Source organism: Rhodovulum bhavnagarense, assembly GCF_004343505.1.
GTDB classification, from domain to species: domain Bacteria; phylum Pseudomonadota; class Alphaproteobacteria; order Rhodobacterales; family Rhodobacteraceae; genus Rhodovulum; species Rhodovulum bhavnagarense.
Window position 1 is genome coordinate 58,919 of the sequence record NZ_SLXU01000003.1, and the last position, 22,039, is coordinate 80,957.

The following is a 22,039-nucleotide window of genomic DNA, read 5'->3' on the forward strand; positions in this document are numbered from 1 at the left end:
ATTATTCCGCGGCTTTCAAAGGCGCGTGTCCACGCGTTCCGCCGGGGCCGGGCGGGGCCTTGCGGCCTTGGTCTTCGGCGTTAGCACCGTGAGGTTCTGGCCCGTCGGGGGGCAGGTCGCTCCAGATGATTTCGGTTGTGCCGAGGTTGCGTGCGGCGCGGTTGATTGCAAGATCGCGTGCCGCGGCGCTGTCGGGTCCGCCCGTCAGCGCCTTGAACCGCCTGAATGAACCATAGGCGCCGGTCCAGAACCACACCCGGATCGCCAGAAGCGATGGCGTGAAGACCAGGGTCAGAACCGTCGCGATCCCCAACCCGAAGACCACCGCCGTCGCGAGCTGTTTCCACCAAAGCGCGGTTGGGCTGTCGATGGTGTATCCGCCATTCACGAAATCAAAGCTAAGCCCGAGCATCATCGAACTGAGGCCTGCCATCGTGGTAACCGTTGTCAGCAGAACCGGGCGAAGGCGGGTTTCCACGGTGCGAATGATCGCCTCTATCCGCGGCATGTAGCGGGCGAATTCCTGGTAGGTGTCGATCAGGACGATGTTGTTGTTCACCACGATCCCGGCCAGCGAAACAATGCCCACGCCCGTCATAATGATCGAGAACGACTGATCCATCACCAGCATACCGATCAGTACGCCCGTGGTCGACAGCACCACCGCCAGAAGTACCAGGGCGGCGTTGTAAAAGCTGTTGAATTGCGCCAGCAAGATAATGAACATCAAGGCCAGCGCGGCGGCAAAGGCACTCATCAGGAAGGCCCCGGATTCTGCCTGTTCTTGCTGGTCGCCCGTCCATTCCCACTCTACACCCTCTGGAAGCGGGCCGGTTGACAGCCACTCTGTCAGGGTGGCGATCCGCTCATTGGCGTTGATCGGCATGCCATCCTCATTGGTCAGCCCCTCTGCAACCGCTGCCTTGATATCGAAATAGCGCTTGCCGTCGACACGGTTTATGCGACCTAGCTTTTCGACCGGCGTGCGGGTGATGAAATTGCCCAAGGGTACCAATCCCTCGGGCGTGCGCACCTTGAGCGTGTCCAGCGTCGTCAGAACCCGGTCGTCCTCGGGCAGGCGCACGCGGATCTCGATTTCCTCATCCGATGAGGGCACGCGCATGGTGTCCAGCAGGATGCCGCGCGTGACAAGCTGCACCATCGCGCCGACGCTTGCGGCATTGGCGCCAAAACGTCCGGCAGTCTCGACATCGACGTCGATCTGCCAGTCTATTCCAGGTAGTGGTAGCGTATCCTCGATGTCGGTCAGGCCAGGGGTGGCCTCGAACCGGGCGACGGCCATTTTCGCGGCCTCTGTAAGCGCGCCCCAATCCTCGCCCTTGAGACGCAGATGCACCGGCTTTGCCGAGGCCGGCCCGCGGCTTTGTTCCAGGATTTCAGAACGCACGCCGGGGATCTTGGCCAGGCCAGCCTCGATTTCTGCCATCACGGCATCACCGTCAAAGGCTGGATTGTCCTTGCGCGCTTCCCAGGCTATCAGCTCGATCTGGACTTGGCCCACGGTATCAAGCGGCGGGCTTGCCCCACCAGTATTCTGGTCCAGCCCACCCTCGCCGGCAAAGGCAAAGACGCTGTCGACCGCCGGATGTGCGAGCGCTATGGCCTCGGCCTGACGTACCAGCGCGTCTTTTTCGTCGAGCGAGAGGTTGCCGCGGGCGCGGACATAGATGATAGCCTGTTCCGGTTCGGTGGCGACAAAGAACTCGGTTCCGTTGTTATGCTTGCCGTAATAGGTGAACACCGCGAGCACGAGCATCAGCACCGCCGCCACGGTTACCACCGGCATCACGGGATTGCCGGCGATCAGCTTGATCAGGTGGCCGACGGGGCGCCGGCGATAGCCTGCGCTGACTGCCTGCTTGCGCGGGATGTATAGCGCGTTGACCGCGATCGAGCACAGCACCAGCCCGCCCAGGAACAACAGCACGCCGGGCAGGATCGCCAGCGTGCCGTCCAGCTTGGCGGCTCGGACCAGGTAGTTGGGGTTCAACATCTGCATCGTGCCGACATAGACGGTGGACAGTGCCAGCACCGCCAATGCAAGGCGCGCCAGGACCGGCCAGGGCCGCATGTGCGCCGTGATCCGCCACAAGATACGCGAAAACCGCCCGGCGACGCCTCCTACCACCGGCAGATAGACAAGTGCCACCATCAGGCTGGCCGTCAGCACGAAGATCAGCGTCACGGGAAGCATCCCCATGAATTCGCCCGCGACGCCGGGCCAGAACAGCATCGGCAGGAACGCGCAAAGAGTGGTCGCGGTGGAACTGACAATGGGCCAGAACATCCGCTTTGCGGCCTCGGCAAAAGCGTGCATCGGGCCTACACCCTCGGAAATGCGGCGGTCGGCATATTCGACCACCACGATGGCGCCGTCGACCAGCATGCCCACGGCCAGGATCAGGCCGAACATCACGATGTTGGACACCGTGACGTTCATGACGCCGAGTAACACGAAGCACAACAGGAACGAGGTCGGGATCGCAAAGCCGACCAACAACGCCGACCGGGTACCGAGAAAGGCCAGCACCACGATCATCACCAGCGCGATCGCGGTCAGCACCGACCCCTCGAGCTGACGTACCATCGAGGCCACGGTGTCGGACTGGTCCAGCGAGGTTTCCACGCTTATTGCCTGGCGCAGATCCTCGGGCCAGGCGGCCTGTGTCAGGGCGACCACCTCGCGCACGGTGGCAGCGGTCTGAATGATGTTGAAGCCCTTGCGCTTGACAACCTGCAAGGCAACCGTGGGCTCGCCGTTGAAACGCGCGGTCGAGGTGCGATCCTCGAAGGTCAGCCGGATTTCGGCCAGGTCGCCGAGTGTAACCACGCGGTTTCCGTTGGTCTTGACGGCCAGGTCGTAGACATCGCGCGGCTCGTCGAAAGAGGACGGGATCTTGACCGAGAACGTGCCGCCGGGCGCGTCGACCTCGCCAGCCGCGATCAACAGGTTGTTTGCGGTTACCACGTTGATCAGTTCAGTCGCCGTGATGTTGTAGGATTCAAGCTTTAGCGGGTCGATGATCACCTCGACCATCTCGTCGCGGTGACCGGCAAGGGCGACCTCAAGGACAGAATCGAGCCCCTCAAGACGGTCCTGCAACTCCTTGGCGAGATGGAGCAGCGTACGTTCGGGAAGCGGGCCTGACAGAGAGACGATGATGATCGGGAATTCCGAGAAGTTGATCTCGCTGATCGAGTATTTCTCATAGCCGTCGGGAAAGCTGGCCTCGGCCGTGTTCATCCGGTCGCGGACATCCGCGATGATCTTGGTCTTGTCCCACCCGAACTCGAATTCAAGCGCCATTCCGGCGTAATTCTCGCGCGCGGTGGCTGTCATGGAATCGAGCCCGTCCAGATCGGCAAGCTCGGTTTCCATAGGTTTGATCAACAACCTTTCCGCATCCTCGGCGGAAATCCCGGGGAAGGGGACCGAGATGAAAAGCGCAGGCACCTCGATATCGGGTTCGCCTTCCTTTGGCAGGCCGGTATAGGCCATCACGCCCGCCGCGACCGACAGCACGACGAAGGCGATAACCATTCTTGCGCGGGCGGCGGCCCAATCGACGATCCTGGTCATTGCCCGCGCTCGCGATAGGTGATGTCCAGCGGCACGCCATCAGTGACAAATTCCTGCCCGGTGACGATCACGTCGGCCCTTTCCGGCAGACCCGACACCCAGACGCCCGCCACCGTGTCGCGCAACACCTTGACCGGGGCAAAGCGGGCGGTGCCATCCGGGGCGGCCAGCCGCACGCCGAGGCGACCGTCATTGTCCAGTGTCAGAGCCGATTGTGGCAACAGGTGCGCTTGTTCTGTCGGGGTCTGGATCCTGATCTCGACGGTCTGACCGGCGCGGATCGTGCCGTCGGCATTCGCGATCTCGGCCTCGACGCGGAAGGTGCGCGTCGTTTCGTCGGCCGTGCGCCCGACAAATCGGACGCGGCCTGACACTTCTTGCCCCGAACTCAACCGGCCCGAGGCCATCGCGCCGGGCCGGATGCGGGCCAGGTCGGTTTCGGGAACGTGGCCCACCAGCCGAATCGGATCCAGTTGAATCACACGCGCGCAAAGCGCGCCGGGCTGCAACAGCGCCCCCAGTTCGGCCGCGTCGGTTTCGAGAACCCCGTCAAAGGGCGCGGCAATCGTCAGGCGCGCGATCTCGGTGCGGGCCACGGCCAGTTGCGCCTCGGCGGTCCTTATGCCGGTCTGAGCCGCCTCAAGCCCCGCGCGCGCAGAGGCCAGTGCGGCCTCGGCGCTGGACACTGCGGCGGTTGTTGCCGCGACGCGGGTTTCCGAGGCAAAGCCGCTCTCGGCAAGGCTTCGGGCGGCGCGGTCGTTCAACCGTGCCTCTTCCAGCGTGGCGGTCGCCTGGTTGACCCTCGCTTCGGCCTCGGGCAGGCGAAGCCGAGCCTCTGCCAATCCGGCCTCTGCCTGGGCCAGCGCGGCGGCGCGCGTGCCCGGATCAAGCTGACATAGCGTGTCGCCCGTGCCGACCATGGCGCCCCGGCGCAGTGGTTCGGAAATCACGCGGCCGCTGGTTTCGGCGCGTATCTCGACCTCGCGGGCGGCCGCGGTTTCGCCGCGGATCAGGACGTGGCCCTGCACCTCGCGCGCGGCGCTGTCGAGGACCATGACAGGAACACGGTGGCTGGGCGCCTTGTCGTGCAGCGCGGGGGCCGGAGGTGGGGCAGGCTCTGCCCCGGCAAAGACCATAACCCTGTCGCGTTCCATCAACAGAAGGTAAAGAGAGAGGGTCACCAGAACCGCGGTGAGCATTGAAATCCATCGCATCGGGGCGGTCCCATCCTTCGTATTCCGTGACCATGGACTCACCGGGCGGCATCGTGCCCGTGCGGACCTTGGCGCGGATCTGTTGCGATCCGGTGAACGACTTGGTTCAAACTATAGGTTGTCGGAGGCTTCGCGCAAGCGTGCCGCCGGGGGTGGCAACCGCCCGGGCGCTGCGCTAAGACATGCCGGTGCCCCGACCACGAGAGACCCCATGAGCCAGTCCGACAGTTTCATCGAGGAAGTGACCGAAGAGGTTCGCCGCGAAAAGTTGTTCGCGATGATCAGGCGGTATGGCTGGATCGCGGTTCTGGCGGTTGTTTTGCTGGTGGGTGGCGCCAGTTGGCGGGAATGGTCACAGGCGCGCGACCGGGCGGCTGCAGAGGTGCTGGGTGACACGATACTTGCCGCGCTGGAGGCCCCCGAGCCGGCCGAGCGCGTCTCTGGGCTGGACGCCCTTGCGCCCGGTGGTGAGGTGCGTGCCCTTCTGGGACTGCTGCGCGGGGGCGAGAGTGGCCCCGACATGGGGCGGGCCGATGCGGTCGCGGCCCTTGAGGCGATGGCCGATGATGCCACTCTGCCTGTACATTACACCCAGCTTGCCGCGCTCAAGCTGGTGATGCTGGGCGGTCGTGATACCCCGCCGGAGCAGCGCCTGGCGCGACTTGCCCCGTTGGCAGAGCCGGGCCGCCCCTATAGGCCGCTGGCGCTGGAGCAGATGGCGCTGGCAGAGATCGATGCGGGCAATACCGATGCGGCATTGGCGCATTTGCGCACCGCGATAGAGGACGCGGCCGCCACCGCGGGCTTGCGTCAGCGCGTCAGTCAGTTGATTGTAGCGCTGGGTGGCGATCCGGAGGCGGGTTGAGCCATCGGGGTAATTTGACCGGAGCGGACGGCGCCATGGCACTGGGTCGCAGCAGGGGGGCAGCGCAGTGAAACTGGGCAGAGCAATTGCAATCCTCGCGGTGGCCGGGACATTGGCCGCCTGTGGCCAGAAAGAGAATATCCTCGCCGGCGAAAGGCTGGGCGTGCGCGACGCGCTGGGGCTTGCAGAAGACGCGCCGGAAACGTCTTTCGATACTGCGATCACGCTGCCCGCGCCGGTCGCGCGGGCAGACATGCCCCAGATCGGCGGCAATGCCGCCCACATGCCCGAGCATGTCGCGCTTGCCCCCGTGCCACGATTGCTCTGGAGCGTCTCGATCGGCACGGGTGACAAGCGTCGACACCGGATTACCGCAACCCCGGTCGTGGCAGGCGGCGTGATCTACGCGATGGATGCCCTCAGCAAGGTCTCGGCGGTCTCGACCTCGGGACAGACCTTATGGAGCGCCGACCTGACCCTGCCGGGCGAGCGTAGCCAGGATGCCAGTGGCGGCGGGCTTGCCCATGGTGATGGGCGGCTGTTCGTGACGACGGGATTCGGCACGCTTGCCGCGTTGGACCCGGCGACGGGGGCTGTGCTCTGGACCCAGCGGACCGAGGCGCCGGTAACAGGCGCGCCCGCCTATCTCGACGGGACAGTCTATATTGTCAGCCGCGACAACCGTGTCTGGGCGGTGCGGGCCGAGGATGGGCGGGTTCAATGGCAGTTGCCGGGTACGCCGATGCGTGCGGGCCTGGTGGGAGGCGCGGCCCCTGCCGTCGCGGATGATCTCGTGGTTTTTCCCCTTGGCACCGCAGAGGTGGTGGCCGTGCAGCGCGAGACCGGGGTGCGGCAATGGGCAGCCTCGATCGCGGGTCAGCGGCGCGGGCGGGTCTATGCCCAGATCGACGATATCGCCAGCGATCCCGTGATCGTTGCCGACACGGTCTATGTCGGCAACCAGGCCGGGCGGGTTGCAATGATTTCTCTGGCCACGGGCGAGCGTGAATGGACCGCCGAGGAGGGCGCCTATGGCGCGCTCTTGCCGGTGGGAGGTTCGTTATTCCTGGTCTCGGACCAGGCACAGCTTGTGCGGCTGGATGCAGCCACGGGTGAAACGATCTGGGCCGCCACGCTGCCTTATTATACCAAGGAACGGGCGCGAAAGCTCAAGGCGATCCATGCCCATTTCGGCCCGGTGCTGGCCGGTGGGCGGTTGTGGGTGGCCTCTGACGACGGCCTGTTGCGCGCCTTCAGCCCGGAAAGCGGCGCGTCGCTGGCGGAAATCCCGCTGCCCGGCGGAGCGGCATCGCGGCCGGTGGTGGCGGGCGAGACCCTGTATGTCGTCAGCGAAGGCGGCAAACTCCATGCTTTCCGCTGAGGGCGGATTGGTGTAGGCGGGGCGCTCTGGTTTCGCGGGGAGACTCCGACATGAGCTTTAAACTGGCCATCGTGGGCCGGCCGAACGTGGGAAAATCCACGTTGTTCAACCGGCTTGTCGGAAAGCGGCTTGCGCTGGTCGACGACCAGCCGGGCGTCACGCGCGATCTGCGCGAGGGCGAGGCCCGGCTCGGAGATCTGCGCTTCACCGTGATCGATACTGCAGGTCTGGAAGAGGCCACCGATGACAGCCTACAGGGTCGAATGCGCCAATTGACGGAACGTGCGGTCGGCATGGCCGATGCCTGCCTGTTCGTCATCGATGCGCGGGCGGGGGTGCTGTCGGCCGACGAGATCTTTGCCGATATCTTGCGCCGCAAGTCGGCCCGCGTGATTCTTGCCGCCAACAAGGCCGAGGGGCAGGCCGCCGATGCGGGGGTCATGGAGGCCTATTCGCTTGGCCTGGGCGAGCCGTTGCGACTGTCGGCGGAACATGGCGAGGGGATGGCCGAGCTGTATGCCGTCCTTGCCCCGCTGATCGAGGCCAGCGAGGCGGCCGAGGATGCAGAGGCCGCGCCCGAAGTCGATGTTGACGTTGACGAGGATGGGCAGACCGCCGCCGCGCATACTCCCACACCCCAGCGTCCGCTCCAGATCGCGGTCGTTGGGCGGCCGAACGCGGGCAAGTCGACGCTGGTCAATGCAATCCTGGGCGAGGATCGCCTTTTGACCGGCCCCGAGGCCGGGATCACCCGCGATGCAATCTCGTTGCGGCTTGACTGGAACGGAACGCCGGTGCGCATATTCGACACCGCGGGCATGCGCAAGAAGGCCAAGGTTCAGGACAAGGTCGAGAAACTTTCGGTCGCAGACGGTCTGCGCGCGGTGAAATTTGCCGAGGTTGTCGTTGTCTTGCTGGATGCGCAGATCCCGTTCGAGCAACAGGATCTGCGCATCGCCGACCTGGCCGAGCGCGAGGGGCGCGCGGTGGTGATCGCGGTCAACAAGTGGGATCTCGAAACCGACCGGCAGGGCAAGCTGCGCGAGCTGAAAGAGGAATTCGCGCGGCTGTTGCCGCAGTTGAAGGGGGCCCCGCTGGTGACCGTGTCCGCCAAGACCGGGCGCGGGCTGGACCGTCTGCGCGAGGCTGTTCTCGGGGCGCACGACGTCTGGAACCGGCGGATATCGACCGCGCGGCTTAACCGTTGGCTGGCCGCGATGCTGGAAATGCACCCGCCCCCGGCGCCGGGCGGAAGACGCATCCGGCTGCGCTATGCCACCCAGGTCAAGACGCGGCCGCCGGGTTTCGTGGTGATGTGCTCGGCGCCCGAGAAGCTGCCGGAAAGCTACCGGCGCTACCTGGTCAACGGGCTGCGCGAGTCATTCGACATGCCGGGCACGCCGATCCGGCTTACGTTCCGCTCGCAGGCCGACAAGAATCCCTACAAAGGACGAAAGAAGTCGACGCCTTCGCGGTTGCGCAAGCATCTCGGCAAGCCGCCGCCGGGAGCGTAGGGGATGCGCCCTTGCGGGCGCATGCCTCCGGCAGGGGTATTTCGGCCAAGAAGAAGGCTCAGCGTGCCGCCTTGAGCGTCAGCATGCCGATCAGGACGATGCCCGTGATCGCGGCAAAGGCGACCAGCGGGTTGGAGGTGGCATTGGCCACCAGAACGCCGATCAGTGCCCAGACCAGCGTCGCGCCGTATTCGGGGGCGCGGCCCAGGCGGGTCTGGACCAGCGCGCCCGTGGCCAGCGCCCCGGCCAGCGCGATCAGCGCCCAGGCGGTCTGTCCCGGGCCGATGCCATAGCCCGCGCCCAGCAGGCCCACCGATACCCAGCCCGCCGCTGTCAGCCAGCCCGCATAGATCGCCAACGGGGCCTGGCAGAGCCAGCGGTCGGCGCGGGGGGTGCGGAACAGCGCCCAGATCGCCATGGCCAGCATCCACCAAAGCAGCACAGAGGCCCAGAGCGGCGTATTCAGCGCCACGCCGATCCAGACCGCCCCGGGGGCGAGGGACAGGATCAGGGGCAAGCGGGCGCGTTCCCAGCCTGCGTCCTGGGCCCGTTTGAACAGCCCGTAGCCCGCCGAGACCAGCAGCCAGCCGTAGATCAGCCCCCAGATCGCGAAGGCGTAGCCCGCGGGCTGGACCGGCGGGTTGTCCTGGGGTACCGGGAATTGCGCGGGCTCGAACCCGCCAAACCCCCCTGACAGCAGTGGCGACAGCACGAAGAACAGCGTTGCCACGAAGGTGAGGACGGCCTTGATCGGGTCCATCAGACCAGCACGCCGTCTGCACCCAGGCGGGTCTTGCCGCCCAGCCACGGCGCCAGTGCCGGCGGCAGGTTGACCGATCCATCCTCTTCCTGGCCGTTTTCCAGTACCGCGATCAGGCAGCGGCCCACCGCCAGGCCCGAGCCGTTCAGCGTGTGCACGTATTCGGGCTTGCCGCCATCCGCCGGACGGTAGCGGGCGTTCATCCGCCGGGCCTGGAAATCGCCGCAGAGCGAGACCGAGGAGATTTCGCGATAGGTGTTCTGGCCTGGCAGCCAGACCTCGATGTCATGGGTGCGCCGCGCGCCGAAGCCCATGTCGCCGGTGCACAGCACCACGGTGCGGTAGGGCAGGCCGAGCCGTTCGAGAATGCCTTCGGCGCATTTCGTCATGCGTTCCAGTTCGTCCCGGCCCTGGTCGGGCGTGGTGATCGAGACCATTTCCACCTTTTCGAACTGGTGCTGGCGCAGCATGCCCGCCGTGTCGCGCCCCGCGCTGCCGGCCTCGGAGCGAAAGCACAGCGAATGGGCGGTCATCCGGCGGGGCAGCTCGGCGGCGTCCAGGATGGTTTCGGATACTGTATTGGTCAGTGTCACCTCGGAGGTGGGGATCAGCCACCAGCCTTCGCGCGTCTGATAGCTGTCTTGCCCGAATTTCGGCAACTGCCCGGTGCCGTACATCGCCTCTTCGCGCACCAGAACGGGGGCGTTGACCTCGGTCAGGCCGTTATCGGTTGTGTGGGTGTCCAGCATGAACTGGGCCAGCGCCCGGTGGATACGGGCGACGGCACCCTTCAATACCACGAAGCGGGAGCCGGCCAGTTTCGCCGCCGTCTGAAAATCCATTCCGGCCTGTACGGCGGGCAGGTCGTAATGTTCTTTCGGGTCGAAGGCAAAGGCGCGCGGGGTGCCCCGGCGGTGCAGCTCGACATTGTCGGCCTCGTCTTCGCCGTCGGGGATGTCATCCAGCGGCAGGTTGGGCAGGCCCATCAGCATGTCTTGCAGGCGGGCATCCTCGGCCTTTGCGGCCTCGTTCAGCGCGGCGATCTCGGCCTTCTTGTCGGCGACAAGGGCGCGCAGGCGCTGAAACTCGGCTTCGTCGCCCGATGCCTTGGCCTTGCCTATCTCTTTCGACGCCTTGTTCTGCTCGGCCTGGGCGGTTTCGGCGGCGAGGATCTTTTCCCGCCGGGCGGCGTCGATGGCGAGGATCTGGGCGGCGACCGGTGCCAGCCCCCTGCGGGCGAGCGCGGCGTCGAAGGCGTCGGGATTTTCACGGATGGCGCGGATGTCGTGCATGATGGCCTCCCAGGGACAGTGCGTTGCCGACCGTATGCCCCACCTGACAGGGGTTTTGAACCTGCAAAACGCCGGGTAGACGGATCGACCGGGAGGCCGTTGCCAGGCGGCGGTGCGACGACCTGGGCGGCAGCCAGCCGGGGCGGGCGTTGGCGTAGTGCTCTTGTTTTGCCCGCCATGCGGGGGCATGTCAGGGCTGCGGCGTGCCTTGCCAAGCCGGGGGCCAGGCAATAGGGTGCGCCGCGACCAAGAACCGGGCGGATGCGCCGCCTGTGCAAGAACGGGGAAGTCCACATGTTTGCCACGCCTGCCTTTGCGCAAGCGGCCGGGGGCGGCGCTGCCGGCGCCTTCGGGTCGTTTGTTCCGCTGATCCTGATCTTTTTCATCATGTATTTCCTGCTGATCCGGCCGCAGCAGAAAAAGATGAAACAACACAAGGCCATGGTCGATGCGCTGCGCCGTGGTGACCAGGTGGTGACCCAAGGCGGCCTGATCGGGAAGGTGACCAAGGTCAAGGACGAGGAAGAGGTCGAGGTCGAGATCGCCGAGAACGTCAAGGTGCGTGTCGTCCGCCACACCATCACGCAGGTTCTCAACAAGACCGAGCCGGCTGAAAAGGCCTGATTGCCCATGCTGCAAATCGCGTTATGGAAACGGATGGCGATCGTCGCGCTGGTCCTGTCGGGGCTGGCGCTGGCGTTGCCCAATGCCTTCTACAGCCGGGTAGAGGGGCATAACGATGCCGTCCGGGCGATCGAGACGGGTGGTGTCACGCCCGAACTTGTCGCACAGCGCGATGCATGGCCCGGCTGGCTGCCCTCGGGGCTGGTCAATCTCGGGCTGGACCTGCGGGGCGGCGCGCATCTGTTGGCCGAGGTGCGGGTCGAGGACGTCTATGCCAACCGCATGGATGGCATGTGGCCCGAACTGCGCGACGCCTTGCGCGACAAACGCGCCCAGGTGGGCACGATCCGCCGGCAGGATGCACCGCCCGGCGAGTTGCGCGTGCGGATCTCGCGCCCCGAGGCAATGACCACCGCGGTCGAGGCGGCGCGCGCGCTGGCGCGTCCCTCGGTGACATTGACCGGGGTGGGGGGCAGCGACATCGAGGTGCGTAGCTTGGGCGACACGCTGATCGTGCAATTGTCCGAGGCCGAGAAGTTGGCCACCGATGATCGCACCATTCAGCAATCGCTGGAAATCGTGCGCCGCCGGGTCGACGAGGTCGGCACGCGCGAACCCACGATCCAGCGCCAGGGCGCGGACCGCATCCTGATCCAGGTGCCGGGTATCGGATCGGCCGAGGAACTGAAGGCGCTGATCGGCACGACGGCGCGGCTGACCTTCAACCCGGTGGTTTCCCGCACCACCAATCCCGACGAGGCGCCGGGGGCAGGCAACGTGCTGCTGCCAGATATCGAAGCGGATGGAACCTATTACATCCTCGAAAAGGCGGCCGTGGTATCGGGCGAGGATCTGACCGATGCCCAACCGGCCTTTGACCAGAACGGGCAACCATCGGTCACGTTCCGGTTCGACCCTGCCGGGGCGCGCAAGTTCGGGCAATACACGGTCGAAAACGTGGGGCAACCCTTTGCGATCGTTCTGGATGACGAGGTGATATCGGCCCCCGTGATCCGCGAGCCGATCCTGGGGGGATCGGGCCAGATCACGGGGAATTTCACGGTCGAGGATTCCACGCAACTTGCCGTTTTGCTGCGTGCGGGGGCGTTGCCGGCCGAGATGATTTTCCTCGAAGAACGCACCATTGGGCCTGAACTGGGCGCCGACAGTATCGCGGCCGGGCAGGTCGCCAGTATAGTGGCCTTCGTTGGCGTGCTGGTCTTCATGTGGGCGAGCTATGGTCTGTTCGGGCTGTTTGCCAACATCGCCCTTCTGATCAACGTGGGGATGATCTTTGGCCTGCTCTCGGCGATCGGTGCCACGCTGACGCTGCCGGGTATCGCGGGGATCGTGCTGACCATCGGCATGGCAGTGGATGCCAATGTCCTGGTATTCGAGCGTATCCGCGAAGAGCTGAAATCGGCGCGTGGTCCGGCGCGCGCGATCGAACTGGGCTATCAAAAGGCGCTATCGGCGATTCTGGATGCCAACATAACCACATTCATCACGGCGGCCATCCTGTTCATGCTCGGGTCTGGCCCGGTGCGCGGGTTTGCGGTCACGCTTGGGCTAGGGATCATCACCTCTGTCTTTACCGCGATCTTCGTGACGCGGCTGATGATCGTGACCTGGCTCGACCGCCGCCGTCCGAAAACCATTTCGTTGTGAGGCTCTGACCGATGCGCCTGAAACTCGTCCCGCAGGAAACGAACTGGGATTTCTTTCGCGCCGCGCGCCTGACCTTTGGCGCCTCGCTGGTGGCCATGGTGGCATCTCTGCTGGCCTTTGCGGTGCTCGGCCTGAATTTCGGTATCGACTTTCGCGGCGGAACGACGATCCGCACCGAAAGTACCCAGGCAGTCGATGTGGGTGCCTACCGTGACGCGCTGGTGGCACTGGAACTGGGCGATGTGACGATCACCGAGGTGTTCGATCCGGGATTCGGGCCCGAAAAGAACGTCGCCCAAGTCCGCATCCAGGCCCAGGACGGGCAGGAAAGCGTGACGCCAGAAACAATTGCCGCGGTCGAGTCGGCCTTGCAACAGGTCGCGCCCGACATCACCTTTCCCTCGGTGGAAAGCGTCGGGCCCAAGGTGTCGGGCGAGTTGATCCGTACTGCGGTCCTCGCGGTCGCGCTCGCGATCTTCGCGGTTCTCGTCTATATCTGGCTTCGTTTCGAATGGCAGTTCTCAGTAGGCGCCGTAGCCGCCCTGATCCATGACGTGACGTTGACCGTCGGCGTCTTTGCGTTGTTCCAGATCAAGTTCGACCTGGCCATCATCGCGGCGCTTCTGACGATTGTCGGCTATTCCCTCAACGATACGGTCGTGGTGTTCGACCGGGTTCGCGAGAACCTGCGCCGCTACAAGAAGATGGACATGAAAGAGGTACTGAACCTGTCGATCAACGAGACGCTGTCGCGCACGATGATGACCTCGATGACCACGCTGTTGGCGTTGATCGCGCTGTTCGTTCTGGGCGGGGATGTCATCCGCGGTTTCGTCTTCGCGATGATCTGGGGCGTGGTCGTGGGCACCTATTCTTCTGTCTTCGTCGCCTCGAACATCCTCTTGATACTCGGGGTAAAGCGCGACTGGTCAGCCGATGGCGATGGTGGCGCGGGAACGCAATTCGCCAAAGTCGATAGCTGAACCGGTAGGAAGGCGCGCCCTTGAAAGTTACCGAGATGCATTTCCCAGAGGGTCTGCCAGTGGATGGCTACGGCCCCGGTTTCTTTCGCGTGGGCGGCAAGATCCACGATGGGGGGGTGCTGGTGGCCGAGGGCGCTGTGCATCATTGGGGCGGTGCGCCAGACGAGGCGCCATTGCTGGCGCTGATCGGCCGGGTCGACGTGTTGCTGGTGGGTACGGGCGACAGCCTGGCGCCCCTGGCCGGGGGCTTGCAGGAGCGGCTGGAGGCCAGGGGCCTGGGCGTTGAGATTATGGCAAGTCCTTCTGCCGCGCGCAGTTATAACGTTTTGCTTGCCGAGGGGCGGCGGGTGGCTGTTGCCCTGATGCCCGTGAGCTGAGCGCGTTTCTGTGCGTGCCTCGCGGTTCGGATCGCGCGCGATGCCGATGCGAGAATTCGGTTTGCCGCGCGGCGGCGATCGGCTATGCGTCGCGTCATGGAAATGGTGGTTGAAAATCTGGCCTGCGCGCGTGGCGGCGTGCCGGTTCTAGAAGGGGTCAGCTTCGGCCTGCGCGGGGGGCAGGCGCTGATGCTGCGTGGGCCCAACGGGATCGGCAAGACCACGCTGTTGCGCACGCTTGCGGGGCTGCAACCCGCGCTGGAGGGGCGGATTTCGGTCCCGCCCGAGGCGATGGCTTATGCCGCCCATGCCGATGGGCTCAAGGCGACGCTGAGTGTTGCGGAAAACCTCGCCTTCTGGGCGCGGATCTTTGGGCAGAGGGACGTGGACACGGCGCTGACGGATTTCAACCTTGGCGATCTGGCACAGCGGCAGGCCCAGAACCTGTCGGCGGGGCAGAAGCGGCGGCTGGGTCTGGCGCGGTTACTGGTGACCGGGCGGCCGATCTGGGTACTTGATGAACCGACCGTATCGCTTGACGTGGCCTCGGTTGCGCTCTTTGGCCAGGCGGTCCAACGCCACCTCGAGGGTGGCGGTGCGGCGTTGATCGCAACCCATATCGATCTCGGGTTCGAGGCCGATGAGTTGGATGTTACCCCGTTCAGGGCGGTTCCCCGCGAGATCGACAGTTTCGACGAGGCATTTGCATGATCGCTCTGCTGCTGCGCGACCTGACGCTGGCGATCCGGGCCGGGGGCGGGTTCGGCCTGGCACTTACGTTTTTCCTGATCGTCGTTGTCCTGGTCCCGTTCGGTGTCGGCCCGGACAGCACGATTCTGTCGGCCATCGCACCGGGTATCCTTTGGGTTGGGGCGCTGTTAGCCTGCCTGCTGTCGCTTGATCGTATCTTTGCGCTGGATCACGAGGATGGATCGCTTGACCTGTTGGCCACCGCGCCGATTCCCCTCGAGGGGGTCGTGGCCATGAAGGCGGCGGCGCATTGGGTGACTACGGGTCTGCCGCTGACGCTGGCGGCACCCGGCCTGGGAATGCTTCTCAGCCTTGAACCTGCCGCCTTTCGCTGGCTGGTTCTCAGTCTCGCGCTGGGAACCCCCGCGCTGAGCATGATCGGTGCGTTCGGGGCGGCTCTGACGGTGGGGCTGAAACGGGGTGGGCTGTTGCTGTCGTTGTTGGTTCTGCCGCTTTATGTGCCAACGCTGATTTTCGGAGCCGAGACGGTGGCGCGCGGGGCCGATGGGATGGCCACCGCCACGCCGCTGATGATGCTGGCCGCGATCACGCTGGCCGCCGTGGCGCTGTTGCCCTTTGCCGCGGCTGCGGCAATCCGCATCAACCTGCGCTAGAGGTTCACGCGCTCGTGCCTTGAGACACTCGTGAAAGCCAACTAGGAAACGCTCATGTCGCTTTGGGAATACGCCAACCCTACCAGATTCATGCGCACCAGCGGGGTGCTTTTGCCCTGGCTTTGGGGGCTGACGGGGCTGTCGCTTGTCGTCGGGCTGGTCTGGGGATTTTTTCTGACGCCAGAGGCGGAAAATTTCGGCTCTACCGTCAAGATCATCTATGTTCACGTGCCTTCGGCGCTGATGGCGATCAATGCTTGGTTGATGATGCTGGTGGCCAGCCTGATCTGGCTTGTGCGCCGCCACCATGTCAGTGCCCTGGCCGCGCGCGCAGCCGCGCCTATCGGGCTGACCATGACCCTGATTGCGCTGGTTACCGGCGCGATCTGGGGCGAGCCGATGTGGGGCACCTACTGGGCGTGGGACCCTCGGCTGACCTCTTTCCTGATCCTGTTCCTGTTTTATCTCGGTTACATGGCGCTGTGGGAGGCGATCGAAAACCCGGATGCCGCGGCTGACCTGACCAGCGTGCTTTGCATGGTGGGATCTGTCTTTGCGCTGTTGTCGCGCTATGCCGTTAATTTCTGGAACCAGGGCCTGCACCAGGGCGCGACGATGTCGCTCGATAAGGAAGAGAACATCGCCAACGTGTACTGGCTGCCGTTGGTGATCACCATGGTTGGGTTCGGCTTGCTGTTCGTGACGCTGGTCCTGGTGCGGACCCGTACAGAGATCCGGGCGCGCCGCATCAAGGCGCTTATCGCACGGGAGCGGATGGTATGATTCCTGAACTTGGAAAGTATGCCGGTGCGGTGCTGTCCTCTTACGGGTTGTCGCTTGCGCTGATGGCGGGGCTTGTAATCCTGTCGCTTTGGCGCGGTGCAAGGGTGCGCCGTCAACTTGCCGAAATCGAGGCGCGGGGAAAGAAGCATGACTGACAAGAAGAAGATTTCCCCCCTGATGTTCTTGCCGCCACTGATTTTCGCTGGGCTTGCCGTTCTGTTTTATATCGGGGTGACGCGTGACGATCCCAACGCGTTGCCCTCGACATTGATCGGGCGCGAAGCCCCCGCGATGCAGCTTGAGCCGATTGGTGAGATGACACTGCTGAAAGATGCGGTGCTGCGCGAACCGGGCGTCAAGCTGGTGAATTTCTGGGGGACATGGTGTGTGGCCTGCCGCCAAGAGCATCCGCAGCTGCTGCACATGGCCAATGAACTGGGCCTTGATATCCATGGCGTCAACTATGACGACACCCAGGCGCGTGCGCTAGCCTACCTGGAGCGGGAGGGTAACCCGTTTTCAACCTTGGGTGAGGATATTAGCGGTCGCACCAAGATCGACTGGGGCGTTTACGGCGCGCCCGAAACCTTTGTCGTGGATGGGAAGGGTGTGATCCATCTGCGCTATGCGGGCCCGATCACCGACAAGGTCCTGAACGATGTTATTCTGCCTGCTATTCAGGCGGCATCGCGCTAGGTCGCGACCAACCCCGATACCGGCGTTTCTGATCGTACCATGGTATGGCGATCAGGACATCCGCTCCATAACGTAGATGAATGTGCAGAAGGCCGCTGCCTCGAACAGGGGCATCGACAGGACTGCGCATATGGAAACTCGATCCCGCATGGCTGGACGATACACGTTTTTCAGGACTGTGCCGAGGCCGGCGGCACATCCGTTCGGAAAAGGACTGTTTCCATAACAAGGGTGCCCCGATCCGAATGGATCGGGGCACCGTCATTTACGATCTGCCTGGGTGTCAATTCAGGCGGGCGAGGTTGCGTAGTACGTAGTGCAGCACGCCGCCATGTTCGACGTATTCCTTTTCGATCGCGGTATCGATCCGGCATTTCAGCGTGATCGTTTTCTCGTGCCCATCGGCATAGCGAATTACGCAAGGCACTTCGGCAAGCGGTTTGAGGTCTGCCGACAGTTCCGTGATCGAGAAGGTCTCTGTTCCGCTCAGCCCAAGTGTCTTGCGGTTGGTGCCACCGGTGAACTCGAACGGGATTACGCCCATACCGACAAGGTTGGAGCGGTGGATACGCTCATAGCTCTCGGCGATCACCGCCTTGACGCCCAACAGCGCCGTACCCTTGGCCGCCCAGTCGCGCGAACTTCCCGCGCCATACTGTTCGCCCCCGATCACCACAAGCGGCACGCCCGCCTCTTGCCAGGCCATTGCCGCATCGAAGATCGAGGTTTGCGTGCCATCTGGCCCCACCGTGTAACCGCCCTCTACGCCGGATAGCATCTCGTTGCGGATACGGATATTGGCAAAGGTACCGCGCATCATCACCTCGTGATTGCCGCGCCGCGAACCATAGGAATTGAACTCGCGCTGTGGCACCTGCCGCTCGGTCAGGTAGCGCCCTGCCGGGGTGGTGTCCTTGAAAGATCCGGCCGGGCTGATGTGGTCGGTGGTCACCATGTCGCCGAGAACGGCCAGCGGCCGGGCGTCGAGGATATTGGTGATCGTCCCCGGTTCCATTCCCATGCCTTGGAAATAGGGGGGATTGCGCACATAGGTTGATGCCTCGGGCCAGTCATAGGTTTCGGAATCGGTGGTCTCGACGGTCTGCCATTTCTCGTCGCCCTTGAACACGTCGGCATATTTCGATTGGAATGCCTCGCGGGTTACGGTCTGTTCCACCAATTCGGCTATTTCCTTCTGGGTTGGCCAGATGTCCTTCAGGTAGACATCGTGTCCGTCACGGTCGGTGCCGATCGGTTCGCAGGTCAGGTCGATGTTCATGTCACCCGCGATGGCATAGACCACCACCAGCGGCGGGCTGGCCAGGTAGTTCGCGCGCACGTCCGGGGAAATCCGGCCCTCGAAGTTGCGGTTGCCCGACAGCACGCTGGTCGCGATCAGGTCGTTGTCGTGGATCGCGCTGGAAATTTCGGGCGCCAAGGGCCCCGAGTTGCCGATGCAGGTGGTGCAGCCATAGCCGACCAGGTTGAACCCGAGCGCATCAAGATCTTCTTGCAGGTTGGCGGCCTCCAGGTAGGCGCTGACGACTTGGCTACCGGGTGCGAGCGAGGTCTTGACCCAAGGCTTGGCGGTCAGGCCCAGCGTACGCGCCTTGCGCGCCACGAGCCCCGCCCCGATCATCACGTAGGGGTTCGATGTGTTGGTGCAGGAGGTGATCGAGGCGATCACCACCGCGCCGTCGCGCAAGGTATAGTCCTGTCCCGCGACCTCGGCCGTCCTGCGCGGATCGACCAGCGCATCGGGTGCCGGGCCTTCGGAGGCCATTTCGGTTGCGGCATGGCTTTCATCCTCGCCGCGATATTCGGCCACGACGTTGAAAAAGCTCTCGGCCGCCTTCCCAAGCTCGACGTGATCTTGCGGACGCTTGGGACCTGAAATTGCCGGCACCACCTCGCTCATGTCCAGGTCCAGCCGGTCGGTATAGACAGGATCGTAATCGGGTCCACGCCACATGCCGTTTTCGCGGGCATAGGCCTCGACAAGGGCGACGCGGTCCTCGTCGCGACCAGTCTGGCGCAGATATCGGATGGTTTCGTCGTCCACCGGGAAGAAGCCGCAGGTCGCGCCGTATTCGGGCGCCATGTTGGCGATGGTCGCGCGGTCGGCCAGGGGCAGGTGATCCAGCCCCGGCCCGTAGAATTCCACGAACTTGCCGACCACGCCCTTGTCGCGCAGCATTTTCACGACCTTCAGCACCAGGTCGGTGGCGGTGGTGCCCTCGACCATTGCGCCGGTCAGCTTGAAGCCGACGACCTCGGGGATCAGCATCGACACGGGCTGGCCCAGCATCGCGGCCTCGGCCTCGATGCCGCCCACGCCCCAGCCCAGCACGCCGAGGCCGTTGACCATGGTGGTGTGGCTGTCGGTGCCCACCAGGGTGTCGGGGTAGGCCACGGTTTCGCCGTTCTGGTCGGTGTCGGTCCAGACCGTCTGGGCAAGGTATTCCAGGTTTACCTGGTGGCAGATGCCGGTACCCGGTGGCACGACGCGAAAATTGTTGAACGCCTTCTGACCCCATTTGAGGAAAGTGTAGCGTTCGATGTTGCGCTCGTATTCCCGGTCGACATTCATCTGGAAGGCGCGGGGATTGCCGAACTCGTCGATCATGACCGAGTGGTCGATCACGAGGTCGACGGGGTTCAGCGGATTGATTTTTTGCGGGTCGCCGCCAAGCGCCTTGATCCCGTCGCGCATTGCGGCCAGGTCGACCACGGCGGGGACGCCGGTGAAATCCTGCATCAGGACACGTGCGGGGCGGTAGGCGATCTCGCGCAATGTCTTGCCGCCATTCGCGGCCCAGTCGGAAAACGCCTTGATGTCATCGATCGTGACCGTCTTGCCGTCTTCGAACCGCAAGAGGTTTTCCAGCACAACCTTAAGCGCGGCGGGCAGGCGGCTGAAATCGCCAAGCCCCGCGGCCTGGGCCGCCGGGATCGAGTAATAGGCGACGCTGGCGCCCCCGGCGGAGAGTATTTTTCGGGTCTGGGCGGTGTCCTGTCCAACGGTGATCGGCATGAAGGTCGGTCTCCATCAAGGTTTAAACGCGTCTCTTGCCACGCTCTTGCCCGATTGGTCGGGGGCGATCAAGGGGGCGTGGTATATTTTCGTATACCACGGTGCACTGAATGGTGTGCCCAATAGCGGCACATGCGCACGGCAGGCTCCCGAAACCTTGATTGGCGAGGCCTTCGAGGGTTGGTTAAGACCGGGGTGGGAACGGATCAAGGGCAGGCAGCATGAATCGCATCATCGCGGGGCTTCTGGCGGCGAGCTTGGGCTTCAACTCCCCGGCTCTGGCGGATGAGGCCCCGGTAGTGGTGGAGTTGTTCACCTCGCAGGGCTGTTCGTCCTGCCCGCCGGTTGACGCGCTGATCGCGGAACTGGCCAAGCGTGACGACGTGATCCCGCTGGCGCTGCATGTCGATTACTGGGATTATATCGGCTGGAAAGACGTTTTCGCCGATCCTTCCTTTACCCGCCGCCAGAAAGCCTATGCGCGTGCCGCTGGCGCGCGGTCGATCTATACGCCGCAGCTTGTGGTCGGGGGGGTCGATCACGTTGTCGGTTATCGTCCCATGGTGTTGGCGCAATTGATCGAGACACATCGTGACACCGAACGCCCGGTACATCTGAGCATGGTGCGCGAGGGTGCGGATGTGATCATAACCGCGCGCTCGGAACGGACCTTTGACGAGGATGTCGTCTTGCAGGTGGTGCGTTTCCGGCCCGAAGAGGTGGTCGAGATCAAGCGCGGCGAGAATGCCGGCCGCACGCTGAGCTATGCGAATGTGGTCGAGGCGTGGAAGGCTGTCGCGCGCTGGAACGGGGCAGAGCCGTTATCGGTGACGGTAGACGATACCGAGGGCAAGCCGATCGCCGTGATCGTCCAGCGTCCCGGCCCCGGCGCGATCATTGCCGCGGCGCAGCTCCGCTGACGTGTTTCGCGCCCTGGCGGGACGCGGTGTCGAGTCCCGGTTTCCAGCGTCGATGCACCCAGAACCATTGTTCGGGTCGGGCCCGAACTCGGGCCTCAAGGCTGTCGTTCAGCGCCTGCATCATCTCGTCGGGGGTGGTGTGGGGGATCGGCGCCTCGATGGCGATATCAAAGTTCAGACCGTCGGGCAGGCGCGTGGCGTAGAACGGGATCAGTGCCGCGTCATAGCGCAGCGCGAGTTCCGCAGCCGAGGGGGCTGTGCGCGCAGGATGCCCCATGAAGGTCAGGTAGCTGCCCGCGGCATGATGCTGATCGGTCAGGATCACCAGCATCCCGCCCTGTTTCAGATGTCGAACGAAACCGGCCGTTCCGCGCCGTCCCTGGGGAAATACCGGGCCGCCAAAGGCCTGCATGGTCCGTTCGTAATGGGTGTTGAAATAGGCGTTTCGCATGGGACGATAAAGCCCACCAATGGCATAGCCGCGCGCCACCAGCGCGGCGCGCGCAGCCTCGTAATTGCCGAAATGCCCAGTCACCAGGATCACCGGGCGACCCTTGGCGCGGGCTTGTTCCAGCGTGGCAAGACCGGGGCCATGGGGGGCGACCTTTGCCATGCGGGCGAGAAAGTCGCGGGTAGAATAGTTCTCTATCAGGGTGCGTCCGGCATTGTCGCAGACGGCTGCCGCGATACGGCGGCGTTCGCGTGCGGGCATGTCGGGATAGATCAGTTCGAGATTTGATCGGGCGCGGCGCATGTAGCCGGCCAGCGGCGCCACGATCCTGCGCGTGGCCCAGCCTGCGAACCGAATCCGCGTCGCGTAGGGCAGGGCCAGCGCAAGGGCGATCAGGCCACGAACGGCACGGTCGCCCAGCCATGCGGCCGGTCCGCGCCCGCGCTTGTCTGCCGTCTTGCCCATTCCACCTGTCCCGCTATGGTCGCTGGCTGCCCGCCCGCACCGTGGCC

The 22,039-nt window shown here is 64.3% G+C and carries 19 protein-coding genes; 13 read left to right on the plus strand and 6 right to left on the minus strand.

Annotated elements, in window-relative coordinates:
• Window position 1 precedes the first annotated feature (1 nt).
• The gene (locus EV663_RS05290) at window positions 2-3,601 is read right to left on the minus strand and encodes an efflux RND transporter permease subunit (protein WP_132950749.1); all 3,600 of its coding nucleotides are present in this window, start codon (window positions 3,599-3,601) and stop codon (window positions 2-4) included.
• Entirely contained in the window at window positions 3,598-4,815 is a 1,218-nt protein-coding gene (locus EV663_RS05295) for an efflux RND transporter periplasmic adaptor subunit (RefSeq protein ID WP_132950750.1), read from the minus strand. The genes EV663_RS05290 and EV663_RS05295 overlap by 4 nt, the downstream gene beginning before the upstream one ends.
• Before the next feature lie 211 nt (window positions 4,816-5,026).
• Between EV663_RS05295 and EV663_RS05300 the strand changes: the two genes are divergently transcribed.
• The 3 genes from EV663_RS05300 (at window position 5,027) to der (ending at window position 8,575) form a co-directional block, all read left to right on the plus strand.
• Window positions 5,027-5,680, plus strand: coding sequence for a hypothetical protein (locus EV663_RS05300; RefSeq protein ID WP_132950751.1), 654 nt, complete (start codon window positions 5,027-5,029; stop codon window positions 5,678-5,680).
• Between the two features lie 67 nt (window positions 5,681-5,747).
• Complete coding sequence (locus tag EV663_RS05305) at window positions 5,748-7,061, plus strand: PQQ-like beta-propeller repeat protein (RefSeq protein WP_132950752.1); 1,314 nt, start codon at window positions 5,748-5,750, stop codon at window positions 7,059-7,061.
• A 50-nt stretch (window positions 7,062-7,111) separates the two neighbouring features.
• Window positions 7,112-8,575 (plus strand): ribosome biogenesis GTPase Der, encoded by a 1,464-nt coding sequence (gene der, locus EV663_RS05310; RefSeq protein WP_132950753.1) that lies wholly within the window; start codon window positions 7,112-7,114, stop codon window positions 8,573-8,575.
• 58 nt (window positions 8,576-8,633) lie between these two features.
• On the opposite strand, the gene EV663_RS05315 is transcribed toward der, so the two are convergent.
• Window positions 8,634-9,335 carry a hypothetical protein gene (locus EV663_RS05315; RefSeq protein WP_132950754.1) on the minus strand — a complete coding sequence of 234 codons (702 nt, stop codon included), beginning with the start codon at window positions 9,333-9,335 and terminating at the stop codon, window positions 8,634-8,636.
• The gene (serS, locus tag EV663_RS05320) at window positions 9,335-10,627 is read right to left on the minus strand and encodes a serine--tRNA ligase (RefSeq protein ID WP_132950755.1); all 1,293 of its coding nucleotides are present in this window, start codon (window positions 10,625-10,627) and stop codon (window positions 9,335-9,337) included. Before serS ends, EV663_RS05315 begins: the two co-directional genes overlap by 1 nt.
• Window positions 10,628-10,921: 294 nt before the next feature.
• Here serS and yajC point away from each other — a divergent pair, with 294 nt between their 5' ends.
• The 9 genes from yajC (at window position 10,922) to EV663_RS05365 (ending at window position 17,122) form a co-directional block, all read left to right on the plus strand.
• A complete protein-coding gene (gene yajC, locus EV663_RS05325) occupies window positions 10,922-11,251 on the plus strand; it encodes a preprotein translocase subunit YajC (protein WP_132950756.1) in 330 nt (109 codons plus the stop codon).
• A gap of 6 nt (window positions 11,252-11,257) precedes the next feature.
• A complete protein-coding gene (gene secD, locus EV663_RS05330) occupies window positions 11,258-12,919 on the plus strand; it encodes a protein translocase subunit SecD (RefSeq protein WP_132950757.1) in 1,662 nt (553 codons plus the stop codon).
• 11 nt (window positions 12,920-12,930) lie between these two features.
• Window positions 12,931-13,902, plus strand: coding sequence for a protein translocase subunit SecF (gene secF / locus EV663_RS05335; protein ID WP_132950758.1), 972 nt, complete (start codon window positions 12,931-12,933; stop codon window positions 13,900-13,902).
• 20 nt (window positions 13,903-13,922) lie between these two features.
• Entirely contained in the window at window positions 13,923-14,279 is a 357-nt protein-coding gene (locus EV663_RS05340; RefSeq protein ID WP_132950759.1) for an Mth938-like domain-containing protein, read from the plus strand.
• Window positions 14,280-14,375: 96 nt separating this feature from the next.
• Window positions 14,376-14,990, plus strand: a complete 615-nt coding sequence (gene ccmA, locus EV663_RS05345; RefSeq protein ID WP_132950760.1) for a heme ABC exporter ATP-binding protein CcmA — start codon at window positions 14,376-14,378, stop codon at window positions 14,988-14,990.
• A complete protein-coding gene (gene ccmB, locus EV663_RS05350; protein WP_132950761.1) occupies window positions 14,987-15,643 on the plus strand; it encodes a heme exporter protein CcmB in 657 nt (218 codons plus the stop codon). Before ccmA ends, ccmB begins: the two co-directional genes overlap by 4 nt.
• Window positions 15,644-15,697: 54 nt before the next feature.
• On the plus strand, window positions 15,698-16,426 hold the full coding sequence (locus EV663_RS05355) for a heme ABC transporter permease (RefSeq protein ID WP_132950762.1): 729 nt from the start codon (window positions 15,698-15,700) through the stop codon (window positions 16,424-16,426).
• Window positions 16,423-16,581 (plus strand): heme exporter protein CcmD, encoded by a 159-nt coding sequence (gene ccmD / locus EV663_RS05360; RefSeq protein WP_132950763.1) that lies wholly within the window; start codon window positions 16,423-16,425, stop codon window positions 16,579-16,581. Before EV663_RS05355 ends, ccmD begins: the two co-directional genes overlap by 4 nt.
• Complete coding sequence (locus tag EV663_RS05365; RefSeq protein WP_243697877.1) at window positions 16,574-17,122, plus strand: DsbE family thiol:disulfide interchange protein; 549 nt, start codon at window positions 16,574-16,576, stop codon at window positions 17,120-17,122. The genes ccmD and EV663_RS05365 overlap by 8 nt, the downstream gene beginning before the upstream one ends.
• Before the next feature lie 283 nt (window positions 17,123-17,405).
• Here EV663_RS05365 and acnA read toward each other — a convergent pair whose 3' ends face one another.
• Window positions 17,406-20,156, minus strand: coding sequence for an aconitate hydratase AcnA (gene acnA / locus EV663_RS05370; RefSeq protein ID WP_132950764.1), 2,751 nt, complete (start codon window positions 20,154-20,156; stop codon window positions 17,406-17,408).
• 221 nt (window positions 20,157-20,377) lie between these two features.
• Here acnA and EV663_RS05375 point away from each other — a divergent pair, with 221 nt between their 5' ends.
• Window positions 20,378-21,076, plus strand: a complete 699-nt coding sequence (locus EV663_RS05375; RefSeq protein ID WP_132950765.1) for a DUF1223 domain-containing protein — start codon at window positions 20,378-20,380, stop codon at window positions 21,074-21,076.
• On the opposite strand, the gene EV663_RS05380 is transcribed toward EV663_RS05375, so the two are convergent.
• Window positions 21,051-21,992: a lysophospholipid acyltransferase family protein gene (locus tag EV663_RS05380; protein ID WP_132950766.1), complete on the minus strand. Its 942-nt coding sequence runs from the start codon at window positions 21,990-21,992 to the stop codon at window positions 21,051-21,053. The two genes, EV663_RS05375 and EV663_RS05380, sit on opposite strands and share 26 nt — an antisense overlap.
• Between the last annotated feature and the right edge of the window lie 47 nt (window positions 21,993-22,039).

What these genes read in the sequence shown, in the direction of transcription:
- EV663_RS05365 (WP_243697877.1), top strand. Translation starts at nt 16,574, where the DNA reads ATGACTGACAAGAAGAAGATTTCCCCCCTGATGTTCTTGCCGCCACTG.
- acnA (WP_132950764.1), bottom strand. Translation starts at nt 20,156, where the DNA reads ATGCCGATCACCGTTGGACAGGACACCGCCCAGACCCGAAAAATACTC.
- EV663_RS05380 (WP_132950766.1), bottom strand. Translation starts at nt 21,992, where the DNA reads ATGGGCAAGACGGCAGACAAGCGCGGGCGCGGACCGGCCGCATGGCTG.
- der (WP_132950753.1), top strand. Translation starts at nt 7,112, where the DNA reads ATGAGCTTTAAACTGGCCATCGTGGGCCGGCCGAACGTGGGAAAATCC.
- yajC (WP_132950756.1), top strand. Translation starts at nt 10,922, where the DNA reads ATGTTTGCCACGCCTGCCTTTGCGCAAGCGGCCGGGGGCGGCGCTGCC.
- EV663_RS05375 (WP_132950765.1), top strand. Translation starts at nt 20,378, where the DNA reads ATGAATCGCATCATCGCGGGGCTTCTGGCGGCGAGCTTGGGCTTCAAC.
- serS (WP_132950755.1), bottom strand. Translation starts at nt 10,627, where the DNA reads ATGCACGACATCCGCGCCATCCGTGAAAATCCCGACGCCTTCGACGCC.
- secF (WP_132950758.1), top strand. Translation starts at nt 12,931, where the DNA reads ATGCGCCTGAAACTCGTCCCGCAGGAAACGAACTGGGATTTCTTTCGC.
- EV663_RS05315 (WP_132950754.1), bottom strand. Translation starts at nt 9,335, where the DNA reads ATGGACCCGATCAAGGCCGTCCTCACCTTCGTGGCAACGCTGTTCTTC.
- ccmB (WP_132950761.1), top strand. Translation starts at nt 14,987, where the DNA reads ATGATCGCTCTGCTGCTGCGCGACCTGACGCTGGCGATCCGGGCCGGG.
- ccmA (WP_132950760.1), top strand. Translation starts at nt 14,376, where the DNA reads ATGGAAATGGTGGTTGAAAATCTGGCCTGCGCGCGTGGCGGCGTGCCG.
- secD (WP_132950757.1), top strand. Translation starts at nt 11,258, where the DNA reads ATGCTGCAAATCGCGTTATGGAAACGGATGGCGATCGTCGCGCTGGTC.
- EV663_RS05300 (WP_132950751.1), top strand. Translation starts at nt 5,027, where the DNA reads ATGAGCCAGTCCGACAGTTTCATCGAGGAAGTGACCGAAGAGGTTCGC.
- EV663_RS05290 (WP_132950749.1), bottom strand. Translation starts at nt 3,601, where the DNA reads ATGACCAGGATCGTCGATTGGGCCGCCGCCCGCGCAAGAATGGTTATC.
- EV663_RS05295 (WP_132950750.1), bottom strand. Translation starts at nt 4,815, where the DNA reads ATGCGATGGATTTCAATGCTCACCGCGGTTCTGGTGACCCTCTCTCTT.
- ccmD (WP_132950763.1), top strand. Translation starts at nt 16,423, where the DNA reads ATGATTCCTGAACTTGGAAAGTATGCCGGTGCGGTGCTGTCCTCTTAC.
- EV663_RS05355 (WP_132950762.1), top strand. Translation starts at nt 15,698, where the DNA reads ATGTCGCTTTGGGAATACGCCAACCCTACCAGATTCATGCGCACCAGC.